A 20,923-nucleotide genomic window follows, 5' to 3' on the forward strand; every position below is an offset into this window, starting at 1 on the left:
GTGTTCTCCAACGACAGCACCGTCCAGTACCTGGTCACCCTGCTGCGCGCCCGCTTCGCCGAGCTGCGCGACGTGAAGGAGAAGGACCGCGGCGCCCTGTCCATCGAGATGGCCATCCTGGTCGGCGTCCTGGTCGCCGGCGGCATCGCCCTGGGCGTCTTCCTCGCGGCCAAGCTCACCGAGAAGGAAGGCGCCATCAAGTAGGCCCGGCAGCCTCTTGTCCGCGGGCCACCGGCCCGCCCCCACCAACACCGCTCACCATCGCTTCGGAGGACGCGTTGCCACAACCGCTGCGACCGCTCTCCCGACTGCGCCGCCGGCTCCTGCGCGCCGGTCGGGACAGCGGCGCCCTGTCCCTGGAGCTGGCCATCGTCTTCCCCCTCGTGATGACCGTGATCTTCGCCGCGATCCAAGCCGGCCTCTGGTACCACGCCCGCGACGTGGCCCTGTCCGCCGCGCAGCGCGGCGTGGAGACCGCCCGCGTGCAGGGCTACGGCATCGACCAGGGCATCGCCGTTGCCACCGGCTTCCTCGACCGGGCCGGCGGCAGCATCGACTCACGGACCGTCAGCGGATCCGACGGCGCCACCGTGCGCATCGACGTCACCGGCCGGGTGGACACCTGGATCCCCGGGCTGAGCCTGCCGATCAGCCAGCACGCCAGCGCCCCGCGCGAGCGGGTGACGGCCACCCGATGACCCCACACCCCAAACGCCGCCGCCGACTCGACCGCGACCGCGACCGCGGGGCCCTGAGCCTGGAGGCCGCGATCCTGTTCCCGGTGCTCCTGGCCCTGCTGCTGCTCGTCGTCGCGGTGGGCCGCAGCCACCTGGCCGACAACTCGGTCAGCGACGCCGCGCGCGAGGCCGCCCGCGCCGCCTCGCTGGAACGCGACCCCACCGCCGCCCGCACCGCCGGCACCCAGGCCGCCCAGGCCGCACTGCAGGACCAGGGCCAGCACTGCAGCGCCCTGCAGATCGACGTGCCCACCACCGGCTTCGCCACCGCCCTCGGCACCCCGGCCAGCGTCACCGTCACCGTGCGCTGCACCGTCGACCTGTCCGACCTGACCCTGCCAGGGATGCCCGGCACCACCACCGTGACCGGGGTGTTCACCAGCCCGATCGACCCCTACCGCGCCAGGACCGCCTCATGACCCGCCGCCCGCGCCTGGCCCGCCTCGCCGACCGCCCGCGCCTGGCCCGCCTCGCCGACCGCCTGCGCCTGGCCCGCCTCGCCGACCGCCTGCGCCGCCGCGGCGAGTCGGACCGGGGCAGCATCTCGCTGTTCGTCGTCACCGCCGTCATCGCGATCTTCGCCGTCATCGCCCTGGTCGCCGACGGCGCCGACAAACTCAGCGCCCTCAACCACGCCCAGTCCACCGCCCAGGAAGCCGCCCGGATCGGCGCCGACAGCGTGAGTGCGGGCGCGGCCATCTCCGGCGACGGCATCACGGTGGACCGCAACGCCGCCCAGCGCGCCGCCACCGCCTACCTCCAGCAGGCCGGCGTGGCCGGCAGCGTCTCCTTCGGCAGCGACGGCAGCATCATCGTCGACACCAGCACCACCTTCACCCCGATGTTCTGGCCCACCGGCGGCGGAACTGTCACCGGCCACGCGAGCGCGAAACTCGTCGTCCAGGGAGGCTGACCCTTGCCCCGCACCGCCCCGCCCTCCCGCCTCGGTGCCACCGCCCGCGGCCTGGCCGCCCTCGCCGTCCTGCTCGTCCTGCTCGCGGCACTCCCCCTCGCCCTCACCACGGTCGGGGTCCTGCCCGGGCGCATCCCGTCCTGGCACGACGTCACCACCGCGCTCACCTCCCCCGACACCGGCGTGCTGTTCCTGGGCACCATCACCGTGATCGGCTGGGCCGCCTGGGCCTCCTTCGTCTGCTCCGTCGTGGTGGAGGCGCACGCGCTGCTGCGCCACCGACAGGCCCCGCGCGTGCGCGCCCTGGGCGCCACCCAGCGCATGGCCGCCTCCCTGGTCGCCGGCGTCGTCCTGCTCCTGCCCGCCGGCGGCGCGTTCGCCGACGCCCCCGCGGCCAGCGCCGCGGTCCCCACCACCGCCACCGCGGCCATCACCCCGACACCGGCGGCCAGCGCACCGGTCAGCGGCCACCAGGCGTGGTCCGGGCCGGTCCACCAGGTCGTGCGCGGAGACACCCTGTGGGACCTCGCTGAGCACTACCTCGGTTCCGGCACCCGCTGGCACGACATCGCCCAGCTCAACACCGGCATCCGCCAGGCCGACGGCACCGTCATGACCAGCGACGTCCTGGACCTGCAGCCCGGATGGACCCTGCGCCTGCCCACCGACGCCCGCCCCGACCCGTCGACCACTCCCCCCACCAGCACCACCGATGCCGCCGGCCCCACAGCCGCGGCCGCACCGACCACCGCCACCGGTGCTTCGACGGTCACCGTGCAGAGCGCCACCGAGACACCCTGGAGCGTGGCCGTGCGCACCCTCGGCGACGGCAACCGGTGGCCCGACATCGCCGCCCTCAACGCCGGCCTGAACCTGCTGACACCCACCCAGCACCTGCCCCAGGGCACCGTGCTCACCCTGCCCGCCGACGCCCACCCCAGCCCCGCGGCCAGCAGTACCCAGCTCGCGGCCACGCAGGCGACCGGCCACGACGCCGGCCCCGCGGCCTCGGCCGCACCGGCCCCGGCCGCCCCTCAGACGGTGACGGTCCGCCAGGGCGACAGCCTCACCGCGATCGCCCAGCAGCACCTCGGCGACGGCAACCAGTGGCCGGCCCTGTGGGCCGCCAACCGCGGCGAGCAACTGCCCGACGGCGGCCGCTTCACCGATCCGGACCTCGTCTACCCCGGCCAGGTCCTCGACCTGCCCGCCCAGGCCGCACCGAGCACCCCGCCCGCGGCCCCCAGTACCCCGACCACCCAGCCGACCATCCCACCCGCCGCCGCACAGCCCGCCCCGACCACTCCGGCCGCCCCGGCCGCTTCGTCCGCGGGACCGGTCACCCCGGCACCGGAGCCGAGCACCCCCACCACCCCCTCGCCCGCCGCCGACCTGCCCGCCGCGCCGGCCCCCAGCACCGTGCCCCTTCCCTCCCCGACCGGCGCCCAGATCCTGAAACCGGCCCCCACACCCGCCGCCCACACCGAATCGAGCCGCATCGCACTCGCGCCCGCCGAAGCCTGGCTCGGCGCGGGCGCACTGGCCGCCGCCCTGCTCGGCACCCTCGCACTGCGCCGACGCCTGCAGCAGCGACGGGTGCGCCCCGGGCGGCACATCCCCCTGCCCGACGGCCAGACCGCCGCCACCGAACAGGGCCTGCGCACCGCCCAGCGCCCGGCCGCCTTCGACCTGCTCGACCAGGCGCTGCGCACCATGGCCCTGCACCTGACCGCCATCGGCCGCCCCCTGCCCGCGGTGCAGGCGGTCATCGTCACCGGCAGCCGCCTCGAACTGCACCTCGCCGACGACTGCGGCGCCCCGGTGAAGCCGTTCACCGCGGCCGGACGCCCTACCGTGTGGGCGCTCGGCGGCGGCGCCGACCTGGCCGACGCCGACGACCTCCGGGCGATCGACACCCCCTACCCGGCGCTCGTCTCGCTCGGCTGGACCGCCCAGGGCCACCTGGTCCTCATCGACCTGGAACAGCCCGGGCACCTGCACCTGACCGGCCCCACCGCCCGCCACGTCCTCCAGGCCCTGGCCGTGGAGCTGGCCACCACCCCCCTCATCGGCCACCTCGACATCACCGTCCTCGGCGACGCCGCCCCGCGCCTGGAGGACGCGGTCCCCGAGCGGGTCGAGCGCACCGATACCGCCCGTGCCCTGGCGACCCTCGGTGCCCGCGCCGTCGGGCAGCGCCGCGCGCTCACCGCCGCCGCGGCCACCAGCCCGCGCGAGGTACGCCTGACCGACGAGGCCGGCGACTCCTGGACCCCGCAGATCCTGCTGGCCGCCCACCCGGGCGACGACGAGGCCACCGAGCAACTCGCCGCCGCGGTCCTGGAACAGCCCCGCCCGGCCGCCGCCCTCGTCACCGCCGGCACCGCCCCAGCGCCGGGCGACGGCTGGACGCTGGCCTGCGCCGGGCCGGACACCCCGCTCGTGCTGCCCGGCTCCGGGCTGACGATCCGCCTGCAGGGCCTGACCGACGAGCACTACGCCGACGCCATCGACCTCCTGGCGCTCGCCGCCAGCACCGCCGACGTTCCCGCCCCGGCCTGGATCCGCGACCGCGACCGCGACCTGGACGCCCCAGCCCCAGCCCCGGCTACGGCCACGGAGGAGACGGGCGGGACGGAGCCGGTCGAAGAGGACACCACGACGGACACCGCCACGCGGGCCGAGGACGACGGGCTGCCCGCCGAGTACGCCGACCTGGAACGCGACGCCCTCACCGAGGACGTCACGCCCGAGGAGGCCGACACCGAGCCGGCGGCCGCGACACCCCTCGCCCCACCGACCCCCACCCTGGCCGAGGCCTCCCGCCCCGGGCCCTCACTCGCCGACATCCTCGCCGAGGACGACGAGCACACCAAGGCACTCCCCCGGCCCACCGAAGAACACCCCGTCCCGGCCCCGGCTCCGGTCCGGGGCCCGGCGTCGGTGCCGGTCCGGGGCCCGGCGTCGGTGCCGGTTTCGCAGGCCGTGTCGCTTCCCGAGCCGGCCGCGGGTCCTGACGGCCCGTCCGTGCTCCTGCTCGGCCCGCTCAGCATCGAGGGCGCGGCGGGCACCATCGGCTCCAACCGGCGCCGGGCGGCCACCGAGCTGATCGTCTACCTCGCACTCAACCCCGGGGCCGACCACCACGCGGTGGACGAGGCGCTGTGGCCGGGCCAGATCACCAGCAGGAACGTCCGCAACAGCCTGACCTCCCGCGCCCGGAGCTGGCTGGGCACCGCCCCCGACGGCACGCCGCACCTGCCGCACTTCCAGGACACCCCCGACAACCGCTACCGCCTGGCCCGCACCGTCACCGTCGACTGGGACCAGTTCCTGCGCCTGGCCCGAGCCGGCCACGCCGACCCCGGCGAGGACGGCACGCTCGCGCTGCGCCACGCCCTGGCCCTGGTGCGCGGGCGCCCCCTGGCCGCCACCGACCCCGGCCGCTACGCCTGGGCCGAACACGCGATCCAGGGCATGATCAGCGAGATCACCCACGCCGCCCACGAGCTGGCCACCCGCTGCCTGGAGACCGGCGACATCCCCGGCACCCTGTGGGCCGCGCGCCGCGGCCTGCTCGCCGGCGAGGACAACGAGATCCTCCACCGGATGGTCTTCCGCGCCCACCATGCCGCCGGCGACACCGACGCCCTCCATACAGCCATCGCCCACCTGCGACAGGTCAACGAGGAGATCGGCGACGTCGACATGGACGCCGAGACGATCGTGCTCCTCCAGGAACTCATGGGCCGCCCGGCCCGGGCGCGCTGAACACCCACGACCGCGAGATCGAGGACGCCTCACCCGACCGGTAGCCGCCAGCCGTCCCAGCCCGGCGAACCGCCCGACGGCGGTCCGGACACAGAAGACACAACAGATACAGGCACACCCCTCCACCTGGGCAAACACGGCCCTCGGGACATAGGTGACACAGGGCGAAACAGGCATAGCGGGGCATCCTGGCGGGGCGGAACACAGCCGTGACACAGGGCGCGACACAGCCCCCACCGGCCCGGCCGCAGAGCGGAGCACCACCCGCCGCCGTGCCCCCGTCCCCCGTTCGGGCCGGGGCGGGCTATCGGACGCGGGTTCCCTGCTGCATGACCTTTGCCGTCGTCTTCTCCCAGGCGCGTTGGGCCGCGTCGTTGCGCCGCCAGTAGAGACGGTCGCCTTCCCTGGGCGCGCGCAGTTCCTTCAGGGCCGCTTCGAGGTGCGGCTGCAGTTCTTCCGGCTTCTCGAAGTCGAGCATCTCGAGGATGCCGTCGTAGACGAAGCGCGCGAACTGGTCACCGGGGTCGCCTTCCACCGTCAGGTAGACCGTCTGGAAGCCGATGAGCGCGGCGGATGTGCCCCGGCGGCGGCCGCGGACTTCTTCCCCGTGAACGCTCTCCTGAGTGCGCGGTGCCTTCGGGGTGGCGAAGAACGGGCAGACCAGCGCGGAGAAGATCATGCAGGCACGGTGCCCCGGCGCGTCGAAGCGTGTGCAGCGGTTGTGCCGGATCACGGGCCCGATCTCGTCTTCGGCGAACAGGCGGTACTTCGCCTCCGTGGGCGGGATCTTGAAGCCGCAGATCGCGCAGCGGCTCTGGGCCCACAGCGAGCCGCCCCGGTGGAAGTTCTGCCGGGCCAGATCGGGTTCGCCCGCGGTCCACGGGTTCTCGGCCGGCACCGGGTAGCCGCGCGGGTCGCGTGGCAGGCCTTCGATGTAGCTGGGCACAGCGGGAAGTGAGATCACGAAGGCCAGCCTGCCGGACGGCCTGGGGCGTCGTCAGTGAAATCCGCAGACCCGCCTGCTCGCTGCGGAGCGGGGCAAGGTGTGCCGCCGTGCCCTCCGGGATGATAAGAAGTACTCGGCTTATTGAATACTTCTTACGGGGCTGCCGTGAACACCTTCGACGATGAGCTGGCCGAACTACATCGACGCCGTGCCAAGATCCACGCTTCCTTCTACGCCAAGGTGGCCGCCGCGAAGGAGGAGTGCGACGCCCAGCTCGCCGCGGTGGACAGCGAGCTCGCGCTCTGGGCGGACGCGGACCAGTCCATCCCCTGCCTGGTCCGCAGGACCCCGGGCCCGGACCACACCGTGTACCACTCCTACGACGCCCCGTGCGGACGCGTACGGGACCGCTCCAACTTCGAGGTGGTCCAAGAGGTCCTCGCCGCCCAGACCGGCGACTACCACTACGAGCTGAGGCGGTGCAGCGCCTGTGGGTGGCAGGAGGCGGCAGCCATCCACGCCCGCAGGATCGCCGACAGCGTGGCGGGCGACGGCACACCGCAGCCGCACACGGAGACGACCGGTGAATGATGCCCCGTCGTCAGCGCTGTCCGACACCGAGAGCCGCAGGGCCCTGACACAGGCCATCCTTCCCGCCTGGACCCGGCACGCCACGACGCAGGTCCGTCCGGTGGTCGTCATCGTGGCCGGCCCTCCAGGAGCCGGGAAGACCGAGATCGCCGATCTCGTGCAAGCGGTGCTCGCGCGGCGCGGAGGCGCCGTGCGCATCAGCGCCGACCTCTACAAGCGCGAACACCGCGACTACGCCGACCTGCTGGCAGCCGACGTGCGCACGGCCGGGGTGATGGTCCGCGCCGACACCCGGCGCTGGCAGGCCGAGGTGGAGGAGCACGTCCGCGAGCAGCACTTCGACGCCGTCGTCGAGTCGGCCCTGGCGGATCCTCTGGCCTTCCGTGCTGACGCGCGGGCCTACCGGCGCTCCGGGCACCGGATCGAGGTGGTGGCCCTGGCCACGGCGCACGCGTGGTCCCAGCTCGGTGTCCTGGACCGGTCCGTCGAACAGGCCCTGGCCACCGGCACGGTGCGCTTCGTCTCCTGGGAGAACCTCGACGGCTGCGCGGCCGCCCTGCCGCAGACGCTGGCGACCATCGAAGCCGAGCACCTCGCGGACCGGGTCACGGTGGTGCGGCGCGGCGGGGAGGTCCTCTACAGCAACGAACTCATCGACGGGGTGTGGCTCCGAGCGCCAGGCGCTGCCCACGCGGTCACCGCCGAGCACGGCCGGCCCTGGAGCGCGGTCGAGACGCAAGCGTTCAGGGCCACCACTGCGCGGGCCGAGGTGCGCCTGCACACCGGCGCCGTGCCGCAGCACCTGCGCCTGGCGGTGCAGGCCGACGCCGAGCGGGCCGCGGCGCTGGCCGAGCCGGTGCGCCGTATCGCCCAGCCGCGCCGCGAGCCGCCGGGCGTGGACTACCACCGGCTCTCCCACGAGGAGCACGACTGGATCTGGGAGAACCTGATCCTGGACGACCTCGGCGAGATCACCTCCCACGCCCGGCCGGTCACCGTGTACGTCATGGGCCAGCCCGGGGCGGGCAAGACCAGGGCCACCCAGATGGTGCTGCGCGCGCTGCGCCGGCGCAGGCCCACCTGGATATCCGGCGACCACTTCAAGGCGAACCACCCGGACTACGCGCGGCTGCTGCGCGAGCAGCCGCGCACCGCGAGCTCCCGCATCCGCGCGGACTACAAGGCATGGCAGGCGAAGGCCGAGGAGTACGTCCGCGCCCGCGGCGGCGACGCCGTCATCGAGATCGCCCCCGGCAGCGCCCAGGAGTTCCTGGCCGACGCCGCTCGCTGGCGCCGCTCACACCGCGTCGAGCTCATGGTGCTGGACGTGCGCACCACCGACAGCCGCCAGGGCACCGCGATCCGCTACGCCCAGGCCAACCGCGGCCACCTCCCGGCCCGCTTCACCACCACGGCGGGTCACGACCGGTGCGCGGACGCCGTCCTGGACTGCGTCCGGGCGGCCGAGCAGGAGGCGGCGGTGGACCACATCACCGTCGCCCGGCGGGGCGCCACCGCCGTCTTCCGCAACGAGCTCGACGCCGACGGCCACTGGATCGGGCCCATCGGAGCGGCCCGCACCCTGGCCGCCGGACGTCTGCGGCCCTACACCGAGCAGGAAGCCGTCCAGTTCCTCGCCCTGCAGCGCGAGCTGCGCGCCGCGCTGCCGCAGTACCGCGCCGAAGTCGACGCCATCACCCGCCAGGCGTGGCCACTGCTGCCAGTTCACCTGCAACCCCGGCGCCTGGGCCGCACCACGGTCCTGGCCCTTCCGGCCCGGCGCACGCCGCTCTACGGGCCGGTCAGCTCGCTGAGCCTGGCGTCGTAGAAGGTCTGGATCCGGGCGAGCTCCCGCTCGTCCGCATCCGCCAGGCCCAGCTGCTCCGCCCGGGCGGCCTTCCGCTCGGCCAGCAGCTGCCCCAGGCGCTGCGTGTCGGGTGCAGGCCGCCGGCGCTCGGCATGGATCTGCTCGTTGTAGAGGGCGAGGACCTGCTGCAGGACGTCGTGCGCGCTCTCGAAGCTGATGCCTGAGGGGCCGTCGGAGGCAGCGGGGCCGTCGGCGGCATCCGCCGCCTTCGCGGGATCGTGCATGGGGAACCACCTTGGGGTCGGGGCGGGCATTGCGCTCATTCTCCGCGCCCCGGCCCCGCTGCCCCGCGGCGGCCTCGCCGAAGTCCGGCGCCAACGCCGGGCCGGTGACCTGGCCTTTTCGGCAAGGCGCCGCCGACGGACCCGGTCGGGGCCTAGGGTTGATGGCAGGTCAGTTGATCTTTGGGGGTTGTGGTGGCTGGTCGGGATCTGCGAGCCGTGTTCGGTACCAACGACCGGTCGCTGACCGCGGACGAGGCGTTCACCAACCGCCAGCACCAGTGGGCGGTCCTGACCGCCGCCCTGGACGAGCACCTGCGGCGCATCGGTGAGAGCGGCTTCGACGTCCAGGACCTGGAGTCCGGCCGGAACAACGTGATCACCTACTTCGGCGTGGGCGGCGTCGGGAAGACCACGTTGTCCCGGCGCCTGGAGGCCGCCCTGACCGACGGCGAGCAGCGGCCCGCCCAGTGGGGTGAGCAGACCTGGCCGGGCACCCGGATCCTGCCGGTGCGCATCGACCTGGCCCGCACCACGGGCATCGACTTCGAGCGCGTCGTGCTGACCATCCGCCTCGCCCTCGCCCAGCGCCTCGGCAAGCCCATGCCGGCCTTCGACATCGCACTCACGCGGTACTGGAACACCGTTCACCCGGGCGAGCCCCTGGAGGAGTACCTGCAGCGCACCGGCTTGGCCGGCCGGTTCGGCAAGATGCTGCCCGGCCAGGTCCAGTCCGCGATCGGCGAGGTCGCCCAGCAGCTGGCCCTGCCCGGCTGGGTCGGCTCCGCGGTCGGCCGGCTGACCACCACGCTGGCCCACGAACTGCGCCAGCGCCACCAGAAGGCCCGCTCCCTGGCCGGCTGCACCCGCCTGGCGGACCTGCTGGAGGTCGACGCCGACCTCGACTCGCTCAGCTACTACCCGCACCTGCTCGCCTGGGAGCTGTCCCGCCTGCCCGCCAAGCACCGCACCGTGCCGGTGATCCTGCTGGACACCTTCGAGGACGTCGGCGACCGCACCAACCGCGACCTAGAACGCCTCATCCAGCGCCTGGTGTGGATGATGCCGAACACGATGTTCGTCATCACCGGCCGCAACCGCCTGCAGTGGGCCGACCCCGCCCTGAGTGGCCAGCTCGACTTCGCCGGGCCCTCCGCCTGGCCCGGCCTGACCGGCCACCAGGTCCCGCACGCCCGCCCCGTGCCTGGCCCGGCCGCTGGACACGCGGGTCGGCAGATCCTGATCGGCGACTTCTCCGACCAGGACTGCGACGACTATCTGGTCCGACGTTTGACCCAGGACGGCCGCCCGCTCATCGGCGCTGAGGTCCGAGGCGTCATCACCGCCCGCTCTCACGGCTTGCCGCTGTTCTTGGACCTGTCGGTGTTGCGCTTCCTGGAGATCCGCCGCTCCGGCCGCCAGCCCGAGCCAGGCGACTTCGACGTCGACTTCCCCGTGCTGGTCGCCCGTACCCTCCAGGACCTCAGTGCGGACGAGCGGCACGTCCTGCGGGCCGTGACCCTGCTGGACGCCTGGGATGTGGACCTGGCGACCCGGGCGGCCGGCCTGACGCATGAGGCGCCCGCGCTGCGCCTGGTCGAACGGCCGATGGTCCGCGAGGACGAGTTCGCGCTGTGGCCCTTCCACCTCCACGAGGTCGTACGCTCCACCATCCGCGGCGCGGACGACCGCACCGACGACCGCTGGTCACCCCAGGACTGGCACCGCGCCGCCCAGCGGGCCCACGCCGCGCTCGGCGAGCAGTGGACCAACAACCCGACGGCAGGACGCCAGCTGCTCGTCGGCTGCCTTCGCCAGGGCCTGGCCCTGGCCCGCGACCACCGCCTGGAACTCGGCTGGCTGACCGACGCTGCCTGGGCCTACGTCGGTGACTCGATCTGGGAACCGCTCGCCCCGCCCACCGGCGAGCAGCCGGTCCCGGACTCGCCGCGCACCCCCGCCGAGGCCCTGGTCGAGACCCTCAGCACGCTCACCCGCCGCCAACACGAGCACCGCGAACGCACCGTCGAGCGCCTGGGCGCCGTCCTCGACAGCCGCCTGCTGCCCGAGGACCTCACCGACCTCGCCCTCTACTACCAGGCCAAGGCCCAGCGCGACCTCGGCCGCAGCGCCGACTCCCGCCAGGGCATGGCCCAGGTCGCCGCCGGCACCACCCGCCTCGCCCCGGCCGCCCGCCGCGGCCTCGCACACCTGGCCCGCCTGGCCGGGGACTTCCCCACCGCGCTGGCCACCGCCCAGTCCCTGGGCTGGGAGGGCCGTCACCAGCGGGTGCTGGGTGACCTGTGGTGGCCCCAGGCGGAGATGGACCAGGCCGCCGCCGCGTACGAGGCCGCCCGAGCCGAGGCCGAGCAGCACGCGGCGGCCGGGGAGCGCGCCACCTGCCAGGCCCAGCTCGCCCTCGTCTGCGCGTTCGCCGACCCCCACCGGGCCGGCGACGAGATCGCCCTCGCCGAGCAGTTCCTCGCCGACCTCGACCTGCGCGCCACCACTCTCACGGTCCGCATCGCGGCCCTGATCCGCGACGCCGGCACCACCGACACCGGGGTCGAGGACCGCGCCGCCGCTCTGCACACCGACATCCACAGCGCCGGGCTGCGCTCCGTCAAACCGTTCCTGGGCCTCGCCGTCTGCTTCCACTACGCCGTCCTCGGCGCCGACGACGAACTGACGGCCGCCGCCGTGCGGCTGGACCAGCTCACCCAGAACAGCGACTACGCCTACTACGTGGACATCGCCCGTTTCATGGCCGACCTGCCACCGGAATTCCTCTCCGGAGTGCGCTGGCTCGACCGCGAGGACAGCGTCCGAGCCCGGTGGCGCACCCTGGTCACCACCCGGCAGGACCTGCTGCGCGGCGCGCCGTAGACCGGCGACGCCGGTCCCGGGCCACGATTCCCGGCAGTGGACCGCTCCACGGTCGGGGGCACACGATCAAGGCGACCGCTGACCGCGCGGCGGGCCGCAGCCGATACGGTGGTCGGTGAGAGCAGGAGGAGCCACATGAGCGTCCACGCCGTACACCACCACCCGCCGCAGCCGCGTGTCCCGCGGACCCCGGACGGCATCGCCGCCGCACTCAGCGGGGCCCGCCGGATGGAGTTCTACCGCGAGCTCGGCCAGGCCGACATCGACCGGGCCGAACAGGTACTGAACCGCTGGTGGTGCGAGGCGGAGATGGACGCCGACCCCGAGCAGGACCGCATCATCGCCGCCGCCCGCGCCGGCACCCTGCCCACCACCACCATGGCCGACGTCGTGCGGCTGCGCCGCGAGCGGGGCGAAGACCTGCCGGGTGAGTGAGGAAGAGCCGGACGACCTGTGGCCGGTCGAGCCATCCGAGGCCGTCCAGGACGTCCTGTCCGACCCGAACCTGTCCGTCGACCTGTTCTCGGCGATCGTCGCGCTGACCGTCGCGATCGCCGAGGACCCCTGGCTCGAGGCGAGCACCGCCCGCGACAGCGCCGGCGACTGGCGCAGGCTCCCGATCCCCCACGGACGCGGCCTGGTCGAGTACGTCATCGACGCCGGCAACCACGTCGTGCGACTGACCCGGGTCATCCCGCTCTGACACGCGGGTAGGGCCCGGCGGCTGCGCGGACCGGGTCGAGATGACGGCCTGTCAGTGCCTGCTGGAATGCTGCCGGCCATGGATGACCACGGCCTGTGGGGCGGCTCCGCTGACGGGGCACTGGCACTGCTGCTGAGGACTGGCTGGACGGATGTCCACCCGGGCACACTGCGGATCGAGGAGAGTCTCTTCGGCCGCGTCTTCTGGGCCGTCGACCTGGACGACCGGCCCCTCACCGGCTACCTGGCCGAGGTCTCCAGCATCCGCGGCACCACCATCTGACACCGGAGCCCCGCCCGGGCTATCGCCCGTACGCACTGCGGGGCCCACTGCTCGCACGGGTCAGATCTGCCGGTCCGGATCGGAGAACGTCAGACCGCCGGCGCCCAGGGCACGGCGGGCAGGCCGGGGAACCGGGGCGTCATCACCGGGCGGCTGGCGGAAATCCGCGCCCTGCTCGATCGGCAGGAGTCGGCGCCCACCGGACTGGGCAGGCACCAGTGCGTCGGCGACGGGCTCGGAGAATGCGGGCAGCCCAAGGCTGCGGCGGTCAGCGGTCATGATCCCAGTCTCGCAGCCGAGCTGGCGGAGCAGGGCCAAAGCACTATCACTGCTGATAGTGGTCCGGCCCTGGCCCCAGGAAGGTTGGGCCGGTGTTTCAGATCTCCAGAACAGAGCGGTTAAGCCCCTGCTACCACTCACTGTCGTCTCGGGGCGGGCCGGCCCTGATGGTCTGTTGTTCTGACCTGGTGGAACAGCACTGAGGCCCGCCGAAGCGGGCCTCAGTGTGGGCTGCGCCCGACGCCGGGCGGTGTGGGTGCAGAACGTTTCAGAGACGCAGAACGTTGCGGTTAATCCTGTGCTACCGGTCAGGCGGGCAGGCTCTCCGTCTGCCGGCTGTAGCGCTGGCGCCGGGCCTCGCGCAGCGACTCGGGATCGGACACGACGATCTCCGGGACGACCGCCAGGCGGTCCGCCATCTTGCCTCCGGTGAAGACGGGGTGGAGCTGGTAGAGCGCGTCGTCGATCGGCCAGGCGAGCTTCGTACGCTCCAGGGCCCCGACGGCGTTGTTCACCGACGGGTGGGACAGGGCGAGCAGCTTGCCCATGTCCCGCTGGCTCAGGTTCACGGTGCCGAACTCGGGATCGAACCGGGCGAGGAACAGGTTCAGCAGCCGGTGGGCGCTGGCGGTCAGGTCGACCAGGGAGAGCACCTCGAACACTTCCCGGTTGATGACCGCCGGCGCCGACGGAAGCGGGGCGATGTACGCCATGGTGCTGGTCCTTCCTGATCTCGGGGCTGCCGTGGCCGGCCGCCCGCGTGCGGACTGGGCCTCAGACGGCGGCGGAGCGCTTGGGCTGAGCCGTCCGGCCGGACGCGCGCTTGATCGGCACTACGTTCCCCCCCACCGCGGCCTGCTTTGCCTTCTTCGCCTCGTCCTTGGCGGCGGCGCGGATCTCGCGCCACTGCGCCGGGTGGTCGGGGCCCGGCAGCAGGAAGGTGTCGCCGACGGCGTCCAGCCACTCCTGCTGCACCCTCTCATGATCCCCCGAACCGATGGCGACCGTCAGGAAGGGGTTCAGCTGGAGCAGGCCCCGCCCGGCCGGGCGGATCCAGGGCAGGGAGGAGAAGTACTGCATCGCCTCGGAGACCGTGGCGGGCGACAGGCCGGTGCGGGACTGGAGGTCGCGCTGGGTGGTGCGGACGTAGCCGGGGGTGTTGGGGCGCTTCGGGGTGCCGGAGCCCATCCGCTGGAGGGAGAGCACCTTGCACCAGGTCTGGAACCAGCCGCCCGGGGCGCGCAGGCTGCCGAGGACCTCCAGCATGATCCGCGCGTCGGTGACGTAGCCGAGGACCGGGTCGCCGAGCGAGTCGTAACCGGACTCGAACTCGCGGGACTTGACCGTCTGCACGCGGACGATCACGTTGCCCTTGCGGTCGAGCTCGGTGATCACACGCTGACCCTTGGCGGGGAGCAGGCGGTCGGTCATCGCGGCACCCATCTCTGATCATGAACGGAACGATCAAGACGGTAGCACAGGCTTAACCACGCTGTTTCAGATTTCCAGAACGACACGGTCAAGTCGGTGCTACCGGGTGACTGATGCCGCACGGGGGTCGGAGCCGGGTCGGGCGGGGAAGGTTTGTTTCAGAGACGCCTAACACCAGCGATCCCTCGTGTTACAGATCTCTGAAACGTTCCTTGCTGGATAAGTGCAGGTCAGAGGCCATTTTAGCGGATCTGCTTCTCATCAGTGACAGGAACCCACCGTCGTAACGCGCGCAACACGAGGTGCCGAGCGCCCCCGCACTGCGCCTGCCGCTGGCGACTGGGGGCCTCCGGCGGGCCGACTGCCTGTGCCGCTGCCGCCGCCCGGGCCGGGCTCCGAGGCCGGCCTGCTGGAAGGTCTGGGCCGGGGTCACTGCGCCAGTCATGGAAGTCCGGCTGCCGCCGGACCCGGGCCTTGACGGCCCTTTCCATGCCTACGAGTTCCGGTGGCTGGCGCCCGGGCCCTGCCGCTCCTGGCCCCGCGCCCTGACGGTCGGGTGCGGGCCGCCGGAGGTTCCCGCGAGCACTCCAGGGTCGTGCAGGTGGGCAGCAAGGTGTTCGCCAGGTGGGTGGTGACGTCGGCACCGGCTCGGTGGGCAGGCAGGCCCCGGTAACTCGGTGCAGGCCGGACCGGCAGGCGGCCCCGCCCAGTACGGACACCGGCCCGCCTCCTCGATGGCAACTGCCCAGTGCCGGACCGTCCACGGTCCGGCCGGTGCGGTGACGGGCCGACGGCGGGGCCGGCCACGGCCCTGACGGCGGATCCGGCGGCGCAGGGCAGGCGGCAGGATGGCGGGTCCAGCGCCGCCGGGCGCTGGCCACGGGTGCGGGGGCGGAGCACGCCGCGCCCAGCCACCCCCGCGGCTGTGGTCCGCAACGATCGCTCAGTTGCCGCCCGTTCCCGGTCTGGCCGGCAGGGCAGGTGGCGCGCGCTGGGGGGGTGGGGAAGATCGAAGGGGCGGGATGGACTCATGGTCCATTTCCGGGATCGTGGTGTCCCCCAAGATGGACCATGAGTCCATCCCCCACTGGGTGGCGAACCCCGCCTTCACGTACATGTGACGTGATCCCAGGGTCACCTCACATGTACGTGAAGCTCATCAGGGCCTGAGCTACCGGGCGGGTCCCGGCCGACGAGGGGCGGAAGGTTGCGGGCATACGCTGATGGCCGGGCCCTTCACGTCGACGAGCGTGAGGGGCCCGGCCATCTCCGGGGTAGTGCTGATGCGGGGTCAGGGCCCGGCGATCACCCAGGTCACGAAGATCGCGGACATGCCGGGGTGAAATCTGTAAACGACGCTGATGCGGTCGCCGGAGTCGGCGGCCGGGTCGGTGCGGGCGGTGTAGTCGTCGACCTCGGGGTCGGTGCCGCCGGGCACCGGGATGCCGAGCCGCGGGAAGACCGCCAAGCGCTCGATGAGCTTCTCGACCGCATCCAGCTCGCCGGGGCGCAGCGTGGCAAGGGCCTGCTCGGCGGCGGCGGAGAGGAAGACGTGCAGCGGCTCGGGCTGGTCGGTCACCGGTCGCCGCCGGCGGCGCGGAGCCGGGCGAAGACGTCGGCGGCCGGGGTCCACTGCTTGCCGCCGATCGGCGCGGCGAGGGAGGCCATGGCCTCGGTGGTTGTGCGCAGGGTCAGGCGGTGGCGGTAGGTGGCGATGACCTCGGCAACGGCGGCCAGGTCGCCGATCGGGGAGGAGTCGAGGGCGGCGGCCAGGTCCCGCTCGAACAGGTCGCGGTCGCCGGGCAGGCCGTAGCGGGACAGGGCGGTGCGCAGCTCGTGGAGGGTGGCTGGCCGGGGCGCGGCCGCGTCCTGGTGGTCGGGCTGGATGGTCACCTGGGCCTCCTTCGTGGTGGCGGCCGCCGTTGGTGGCCGCATGGTTGACGGTAGCGGGTGCGGCTACGGGGTGGTGTCGGCGCTGGTCTCGTCCGCAGGCCGGACGTCTTCTTCGTCGGCCTGGTGGGGGACGAAGCCGTGGTCGCCCGGGTCGGTGAAGGCCGAAATCGTGGGGTGGAAGGCGACGGTGATGATGGCGGTGGGGCCGTTGCGGTGCTTGGCGACGATGAGGTCGGCTTCGCCGGGCCGGTTGTCGGGCACGTAGGCGTCGTCGCGGTGGAGGAGGACGACCAGGTCCGCGTCGTCCTCGAGGGTGCCGGAGTCGCGCAGGTCGTAGATATGGGGGCGTTTGTCGGCGCGCTGCTCGGGCGCGCGGTTGAGCTGGGAGAGGGCGATGACGGGGACCTGCAGTTCCTTGGCGAGGAGCTTGAGGCGGCGGCTGACCTCGTTGACGTCCTCGTATCGGCTGCCGTACTTGTGCCGGCCGTGGTCGAGGAGCTGGACGTAGTCGACGACGATGAGCTTGATGCCGTGCTGGGCCTTGAGGCGCCGGCTCTTGGAGCGGATCTCGGCGAGGGTGAGGTTCGGCGCGTCGTCGATGAACAGCGGGGCGGAGGAGACCTCGGGCATGCGGGTGGCGGCGCGGGTCCAGTCCCGGTCGGTCATGTTGCCCGAGCGCATGTGGTGCAGCGGGACGCGGCTCTCGGCGGAGAGCAGGCGCATGCCGATCTCGTTGCGGCCCATCTCGAGGCTGTAGATCACGGCGGGCAGGCCGGTTCGGAAGGAACAGGCCCGCAGGATGGTGAGCGCGAGGGTGCTCTTGCCGTGGGCGGGCCGGCTGCCCAGGACGATCAGCTGCCCGGGGTGCAGTCCGTTGGTCAGCGCGTCCAGGTCCGAGAGGCCGGTGGGCACGCCGGCCGGGGCGCCGATGTACGAGCCGATGCCCTCGACCTCGTCGAGGACGCCTTCCATGACGTCGGCCATCGGGCGCGCCCCGACCCAGCTCGGACTGTGGCCGGCGGTCACCGCGTGCACCTCGGCCTGGATCGCGTCGACCAGGTCGGTAGTGGGGGTGTCGGCGTAGGCGAGGCGGTCGATGCGCGTTGCCGTCTCGATCAGCCGACGGCGCAGCGCCTTGTCCTCCACCAGCGTGGCCAGGGTCTCGGCTTCGGCGGTGCTGCGGACCATGTTGACGAGCTTGTGCAGGTAGTCCCGGCCGCCGGCCCTCGCCAGCAGGCCCTGCTCGGTCAGCTTCCCGGCGACCTTGATCGGGTCGGTGGACTCCCCGGCCGCGTAGAGCTCCAGCACCGCGTTATAGATGAACTCGTGGGCTACCCGGTAGAAGCTGGCAGGGCGCAGGATCTCGACGACGTCGGCGACCGCGTCCTTGGAGCGCATCGTCGTACCCAGGAGCAGCTGCTCGGCACGCAGGTCGTGGGGCACCTCGAAGGCCGGGCCAGCGCCGTCCGGGTCCTGCTCGCTCACGCGCATCCACCTCGCTGCTGATCTGCTGCGGCCCAGGCCGGGGCCGGCGAACGGGTTGTCGCGGCCACCTTGTCGCACCGCCGCGCGGTTGTCCCGGCTTTCCCCGAACGAGCGAGGCCAGCCGCGGCTCACGCCGCTCCGGCCTGCGGCGAGGCCGGGCGGGCAATGCGCAGCGGGATCGCCCCGGCCCGGGTGGCGCGGGCGACGGCGAGGGCGGCTCGGTGGCGTTCGCGCTGCTGGCGGGCGTGCTCGTTGGTGTCGGCGGCCGGGGCGTCCTCAATCGCGGGCCGGTGGGCGTCCTCGGGTTCCCGCAGCCGGTTGTAGTGCTCGCGCAGGATCGCCTCCCGGCCGGCGGCGGCCTCATCAAGTGCGGCCTGGCGGGCGGCGGCGTCCTCGCGCATCCGGCAGCGCAGGTCCTGGTAGGCGGTGTGGCCGGCAAGCGGGAGCCGGGCCGGCTGCGCGGCGGGCCGGTCGTCGCGGCGGGCGGGCCGGTCGTCGGGGTCCTGGTCGTGCTGCACCGCGGGGGCGGGGCCGACGCGGACGTCGATGGCCCGGACGGTGCCGGGGCGCAGCTGGTCGAGGTCGGTGAGGATGCGGCGCAGGTGCAAGCGCAGCTGGGCGGCCCAGGCCGGGGAGTCGGCGACCACGCGCAGGCGGCGGGTGGTCGGGTCGTAGCCGGCGAGGTGCCAGTGGGCGGCCGCCTCGGCGCCGACGATCGAGGGCCAGCGGTCGCGCAGGCCTCCGCCGGCGGTGCCGAGGGTCCAGCCGTGGGCAGCGACCAGGGCGAGGAACACGTCCGCGATCGGCTCGGGTTCGCGCGGGCCTCGCCGCGGTGCGGCCGTGGTCTGCCGGGTGGTGCGCTGGGCGGGGGCGTTGCCGCTGGTGCGGGCAGCCTGGCGGGCGGCGCGCAGAGCCGTTCGGGCGAGGTCGGCCCCGGTGGACGTGGTCACCAGCGGCTCCCGACGAGTTCGCGCTCACGGCGGCGGGCGGCCAGCTGCTCACGCAGGCTGATGCCCTCGGAGTGCTCCTCGGCCATCCAGGCCGGGACGGTGATGGGGGGCAGTTCGGCGCCGCCGATCGCCCGGGGAACCTTGGGCAGGGCGGGCTGGTCCAGCAACGGCGCGCACAGACCGCACGGCAGCACGGTCCGCACGTGCCGGTCGCAGTAGACCGGGAGCTGCTCCTCGGCCTGGTCGACGAGGTCGAGGGTGCCCGTCGGCGTGGGCGCCAGCGTGGTGTGGGCCGTGGCCTGCTCCCGCTCGGCCCGGCGGCGGATCGCGTGCCGGTGCTGGGCGCCTTCGACGTGGTACGCGCAGGTCTGGCACTCGCCGCCGCGCTCCACGTCCGTGCCGGACTCGCAGGTGGGCAGGTGGCAGCCGCGCCGGACCAGGCCGCGGTTGCGTCCGGGGACGGCGAGCCAGGCGTACGGGTCACGGATCTCGTCGCGCTCCAGGACGTACCGGCGCTCCAAGCGCTGGGCGACGCGCTCGACGTGGCCGCCGACCTCGCGGATCGCCTGGCCGATCGCCCGGGCCGCCTCCCGCTGCTGCCAGCGGTTCATCCGGTCCACCAGGTCCGGCACCAGGCGCAGCACCTGGTGGACCTCGGCGCTGACCGTCATCGGCGGTAGGGCCGAGGTCCCGTTCGTGGGGTTGGTCGTGGTCGCGCTGGGGGTCTTCGGCGGTTCCGGCGAAGCCGCAACCAGGCCAGCCACGACGTCGGTCTGCTCGGCGACGGCGGGTACCGGCTCGACCGCCGGGGCGGCCTCGGCCTCGCGTACGCGCGTGTCGCCCGGTACGGACGTTGCGGCTTCGCCGGAACCGCAACCACCAACGGCGCGCAGAGGCTTGTTCACAAGAGCTTGATCAAGAGAGCTTGATTGTGGAGCCGAAACGAGGGGGGAGGGTGGAGCCAGATCGAGGGGGGAGGATGGAGCCGAAACGAGGGGGGTCTCCACCGACTCCACCAGGGAGAACAGGTCGAGCTGACCCGGGCAGACGGACACCTCCTCGACCACCTCGTGGTCGGCCGGCTCCGCCAGTGGACGGGCCTGCTGGGGCTGCGCGAACAGCGCCTCCTGCGTCACCACGCCGACCAGCGGCGCCGCGTGCACGGTGTACCGGTACGCCCCGCCGCGCTCTCCCTCCCGGCTGACCCAGCCCTCCGCCACCAGCTGCGCTGCGACCACGCGGGCGGTCTCGGTCCGCAGCCCGCAGAGCGCGGCGAGCTGCTTCGCCGAGGTCGTTGTCTCCAGGTGCTCCCGGTAGGCCAGCGCGCAGTAGACCTTGAACCTGGTGCCGGCCAGCAGGTTCCGGGCGACCGCCGAGATCCACACCGCGCGCACGTCCCGGCCGGCCTGCTCGACCCGGCGGGCGATCGTGCCGCCCTGACGGTGCTCGCACTCCACCAGGACGCCCTCCACCTCGCGCAGCAGCGAGGCCACCGTCTTCTCGTGCAGGCCCAGCCCGCCCGCGATCGTCGCGTTCGACGCCCAGCAGTACCCGGCCTTGCTCCGGCAGTAGTCGCCCACCACGGTCACGGCACGGATCTGGTCCCCGGTGAACCGGGCGAGCCAGGCGACCGGGAAGCGGGTACCGAACGCGTCCTCCACAGCGTCGGCTTCGGGACGCGCGGGAGCCGGGGGCTCCGTTGACCCGCTGACCCGCTGGCCGGGAACGGCCGGAGCGGCCAGAACCGCCCGGTTCGGACCTGACCGTGTGACACCCAGAGCCTCACCCGAACGAGTGATGTGCGTCACATTGGCGGCCGAGTGCGTGGCGTATTCGACAACCGGTCCGCCAACCGGTCCCTCAACGAATCCCATGGCAGCACGGGGGGAGGAGAGATCTCCCCCCTCCCTCCCGGCATCCTCCGAGCTCAAACCGGGGACACCACTCGCCGCCACGGGGACACGGCGG

Annotated in this window: 21 protein-coding genes; 11 read left to right on the forward strand and 10 right to left on the reverse strand. The window is 73.3% G+C overall.

The genetic code is table 11. The annotated features are described in order from the left end of the window. From OG294_RS39790 to OG294_RS39810, 5 genes are all read left to right on the forward strand, one after another. A complete protein-coding gene (locus OG294_RS39790) occupies nucleotides 1-204 on the forward strand; it encodes a hypothetical protein (protein ID WP_327071860.1) in 204 nt (67 codons plus the stop codon). Nucleotides 205-278: 74 nt separating this feature from the next. Then, nucleotides 279-698: a TadE family protein gene (locus OG294_RS39795; RefSeq protein WP_327071861.1), complete on the forward strand. Its 420-nt coding sequence runs from the start codon at nucleotides 279-281 to the stop codon at nucleotides 696-698. Next, a complete protein-coding gene (locus OG294_RS39800) occupies nucleotides 695-1,156 on the forward strand; it encodes a TadE/TadG family type IV pilus assembly protein (RefSeq protein WP_327071862.1) in 462 nt (153 codons plus the stop codon). The genes OG294_RS39795 and OG294_RS39800 overlap by 4 nt, the downstream gene beginning before the upstream one ends. Beyond that, on the forward strand, nucleotides 1,153-1,650 hold the full coding sequence (locus tag OG294_RS39805) for a hypothetical protein (protein ID WP_327071863.1): 498 nt from the start codon (nucleotides 1,153-1,155) through the stop codon (nucleotides 1,648-1,650). The genes OG294_RS39800 and OG294_RS39805 overlap by 4 nt, the downstream gene beginning before the upstream one ends. Before the next feature lie 3 nt (nucleotides 1,651-1,653). Next, the gene (locus OG294_RS39810; RefSeq protein WP_327071864.1) at nucleotides 1,654-5,421 is read left to right on the forward strand and encodes a LysM peptidoglycan-binding domain-containing protein; all 3,768 of its coding nucleotides are present in this window, start codon (nucleotides 1,654-1,656) and stop codon (nucleotides 5,419-5,421) included. Nucleotides 5,422-5,725: 304 nt separating this feature from the next. Here OG294_RS39810 and OG294_RS39815 read toward each other — a convergent pair whose 3' ends face one another. After that, entirely contained in the window at nucleotides 5,726-6,367 is a 642-nt protein-coding gene (locus tag OG294_RS39815; protein WP_327071865.1) for a hypothetical protein, read from the reverse strand. A 165-nt stretch (nucleotides 6,368-6,532) separates the two neighbouring features. Between OG294_RS39815 and OG294_RS39820 the strand changes: the two genes are divergently transcribed. Continuing rightward, complete coding sequence (locus OG294_RS39820) at nucleotides 6,533-6,958, forward strand: hypothetical protein (RefSeq protein WP_327071866.1); 426 nt, start codon at nucleotides 6,533-6,535, stop codon at nucleotides 6,956-6,958. Next, nucleotides 6,951-8,786 carry a zeta toxin family protein gene (locus OG294_RS39825; protein ID WP_327071867.1) on the forward strand — a complete coding sequence of 612 codons (1,836 nt, stop codon included), beginning with the start codon at nucleotides 6,951-6,953 and terminating at the stop codon, nucleotides 8,784-8,786. Before OG294_RS39820 ends, OG294_RS39825 begins: the two co-directional genes overlap by 8 nt. Here OG294_RS39825 and OG294_RS39830 read toward each other — a convergent pair. Next, nucleotides 8,750-9,049 carry a hypothetical protein gene (locus OG294_RS39830; RefSeq protein WP_327071868.1) on the reverse strand — a complete coding sequence of 100 codons (300 nt, stop codon included), beginning with the start codon at nucleotides 9,047-9,049 and terminating at the stop codon, nucleotides 8,750-8,752. The two genes, OG294_RS39825 and OG294_RS39830, sit on opposite strands and share 37 nt — an antisense overlap. 216 nt (nucleotides 9,050-9,265) lie before the next feature. On the opposite strand from OG294_RS39830, the gene OG294_RS39835 reads away from it, so the two are divergent. The 4 genes from OG294_RS39835 (at nucleotide 9,266) to OG294_RS39850 (ending at nucleotide 12,917) form a co-directional block, all read left to right on the forward strand. Further along, the gene (locus OG294_RS39835; protein ID WP_327071869.1) at nucleotides 9,266-11,932 is read left to right on the forward strand and encodes an ATP/GTP-binding protein; all 2,667 of its coding nucleotides are present in this window, start codon (nucleotides 9,266-9,268) and stop codon (nucleotides 11,930-11,932) included. 135 nt (nucleotides 11,933-12,067) lie between these two features. Next, nucleotides 12,068-12,367: a hypothetical protein gene (locus OG294_RS39840; protein WP_327071870.1), complete on the forward strand. Its 300-nt coding sequence runs from the start codon at nucleotides 12,068-12,070 to the stop codon at nucleotides 12,365-12,367. Then, nucleotides 12,360-12,635: a hypothetical protein gene (locus tag OG294_RS39845; protein ID WP_327071871.1), complete on the forward strand. Its 276-nt coding sequence runs from the start codon at nucleotides 12,360-12,362 to the stop codon at nucleotides 12,633-12,635. Before OG294_RS39840 ends, OG294_RS39845 begins: the two co-directional genes overlap by 8 nt. A gap of 78 nt (nucleotides 12,636-12,713) precedes the next feature. Next, entirely contained in the window at nucleotides 12,714-12,917 is a 204-nt protein-coding gene (locus tag OG294_RS39850) for a hypothetical protein (RefSeq protein WP_327071872.1), read from the forward strand. 60 nt (nucleotides 12,918-12,977) lie between these two features. Here OG294_RS39850 and OG294_RS39855 read toward each other — a convergent pair whose 3' ends face one another. The 8 genes from OG294_RS39855 to OG294_RS39890 form a co-directional block, all read right to left on the reverse strand. Next, nucleotides 12,978-13,196: a hypothetical protein gene (locus tag OG294_RS39855; protein ID WP_327071873.1), complete on the reverse strand. Its 219-nt coding sequence runs from the start codon at nucleotides 13,194-13,196 to the stop codon at nucleotides 12,978-12,980. A 308-nt stretch (nucleotides 13,197-13,504) separates the two neighbouring features. Continuing rightward, the gene (locus tag OG294_RS39860) at nucleotides 13,505-13,909 is read right to left on the reverse strand and encodes a helix-turn-helix domain-containing protein (RefSeq protein WP_327071874.1); all 405 of its coding nucleotides are present in this window, start codon (nucleotides 13,907-13,909) and stop codon (nucleotides 13,505-13,507) included. 61 nt (nucleotides 13,910-13,970) lie between these two features. After that, on the reverse strand, nucleotides 13,971-14,627 hold the full coding sequence (locus OG294_RS39865; protein ID WP_327071875.1) for a hypothetical protein: 657 nt from the start codon (nucleotides 14,625-14,627) through the stop codon (nucleotides 13,971-13,973). Nucleotides 14,628-15,918: 1,291 nt separating this feature from the next. Then, nucleotides 15,919-16,206, reverse strand: coding sequence for a hypothetical protein (locus OG294_RS39870; RefSeq protein WP_327071876.1), 288 nt, complete (start codon nucleotides 16,204-16,206; stop codon nucleotides 15,919-15,921). Beyond that, entirely contained in the window at nucleotides 16,203-16,520 is a 318-nt protein-coding gene (locus tag OG294_RS39875; protein WP_327071877.1) for a hypothetical protein, read from the reverse strand. The genes OG294_RS39870 and OG294_RS39875 overlap by 4 nt, the downstream gene beginning before the upstream one ends. A gap of 63 nt (nucleotides 16,521-16,583) precedes the next feature. Beyond that, nucleotides 16,584-18,011 carry a replicative DNA helicase gene (dnaB, locus tag OG294_RS39880; RefSeq protein ID WP_442789396.1) on the reverse strand — a complete coding sequence of 476 codons (1,428 nt, stop codon included), beginning with the start codon at nucleotides 18,009-18,011 and terminating at the stop codon, nucleotides 16,584-16,586. A 122-nt stretch (nucleotides 18,012-18,133) separates the two neighbouring features. Further along, on the reverse strand, nucleotides 18,134-18,955 hold the full coding sequence (locus tag OG294_RS39885; RefSeq protein WP_327071879.1) for a DUF721 domain-containing protein: 822 nt from the start codon (nucleotides 18,953-18,955) through the stop codon (nucleotides 18,134-18,136). Further along, nucleotides 18,952-20,616 carry a hypothetical protein gene (locus OG294_RS39890; protein ID WP_327071880.1) on the reverse strand — a complete coding sequence of 555 codons (1,665 nt, stop codon included), beginning with the start codon at nucleotides 20,614-20,616 and terminating at the stop codon, nucleotides 18,952-18,954. Before OG294_RS39890 ends, OG294_RS39885 begins: the two co-directional genes overlap by 4 nt. Nucleotides 20,617-20,923: the final 307 nt, after the last annotated feature.

This window comes from Kitasatospora sp. NBC_01302, from assembly GCF_035976515.1.
Lineage (GTDB): Bacteria > Actinomycetota > Actinomycetes > Streptomycetales > Streptomycetaceae > Kitasatospora.

Bases quoted from the DNA above. Each gene is read 5' to 3' on its own strand.
- OG294_RS39840 (WP_327071870.1), top strand. From the start codon at position 12,068: ATGAGCGTCCACGCCGTACACCACCACCCGCCGCAGCCGCGTGTCCCG.
- OG294_RS39805 (WP_327071863.1), top strand. From the start codon at position 1,153: ATGACCCGCCGCCCGCGCCTGGCCCGCCTCGCCGACCGCCCGCGCCTG.
- OG294_RS39800 (WP_327071862.1), top strand. From the start codon at position 695: ATGACCCCACACCCCAAACGCCGCCGCCGACTCGACCGCGACCGCGAC.
- OG294_RS39850 (WP_327071872.1), top strand. From the start codon at position 12,714: ATGGATGACCACGGCCTGTGGGGCGGCTCCGCTGACGGGGCACTGGCA.
- OG294_RS39865 (WP_327071875.1), bottom strand. From the start codon at position 14,627: ATGACCGACCGCCTGCTCCCCGCCAAGGGTCAGCGTGTGATCACCGAG.
- OG294_RS39830 (WP_327071868.1), bottom strand. From the start codon at position 9,049: ATGCACGATCCCGCGAAGGCGGCGGATGCCGCCGACGGCCCCGCTGCC.
- OG294_RS39855 (WP_327071873.1), bottom strand. From the start codon at position 13,196: ATGACCGCTGACCGCCGCAGCCTTGGGCTGCCCGCATTCTCCGAGCCC.
- OG294_RS39860 (WP_327071874.1), bottom strand. From the start codon at position 13,909: ATGGCGTACATCGCCCCGCTTCCGTCGGCGCCGGCGGTCATCAACCGG.
- dnaB (WP_442789396.1), bottom strand. From the start codon at position 18,011: ATGCGCGTGAGCGAGCAGGACCCGGACGGCGCTGGCCCGGCCTTCGAG.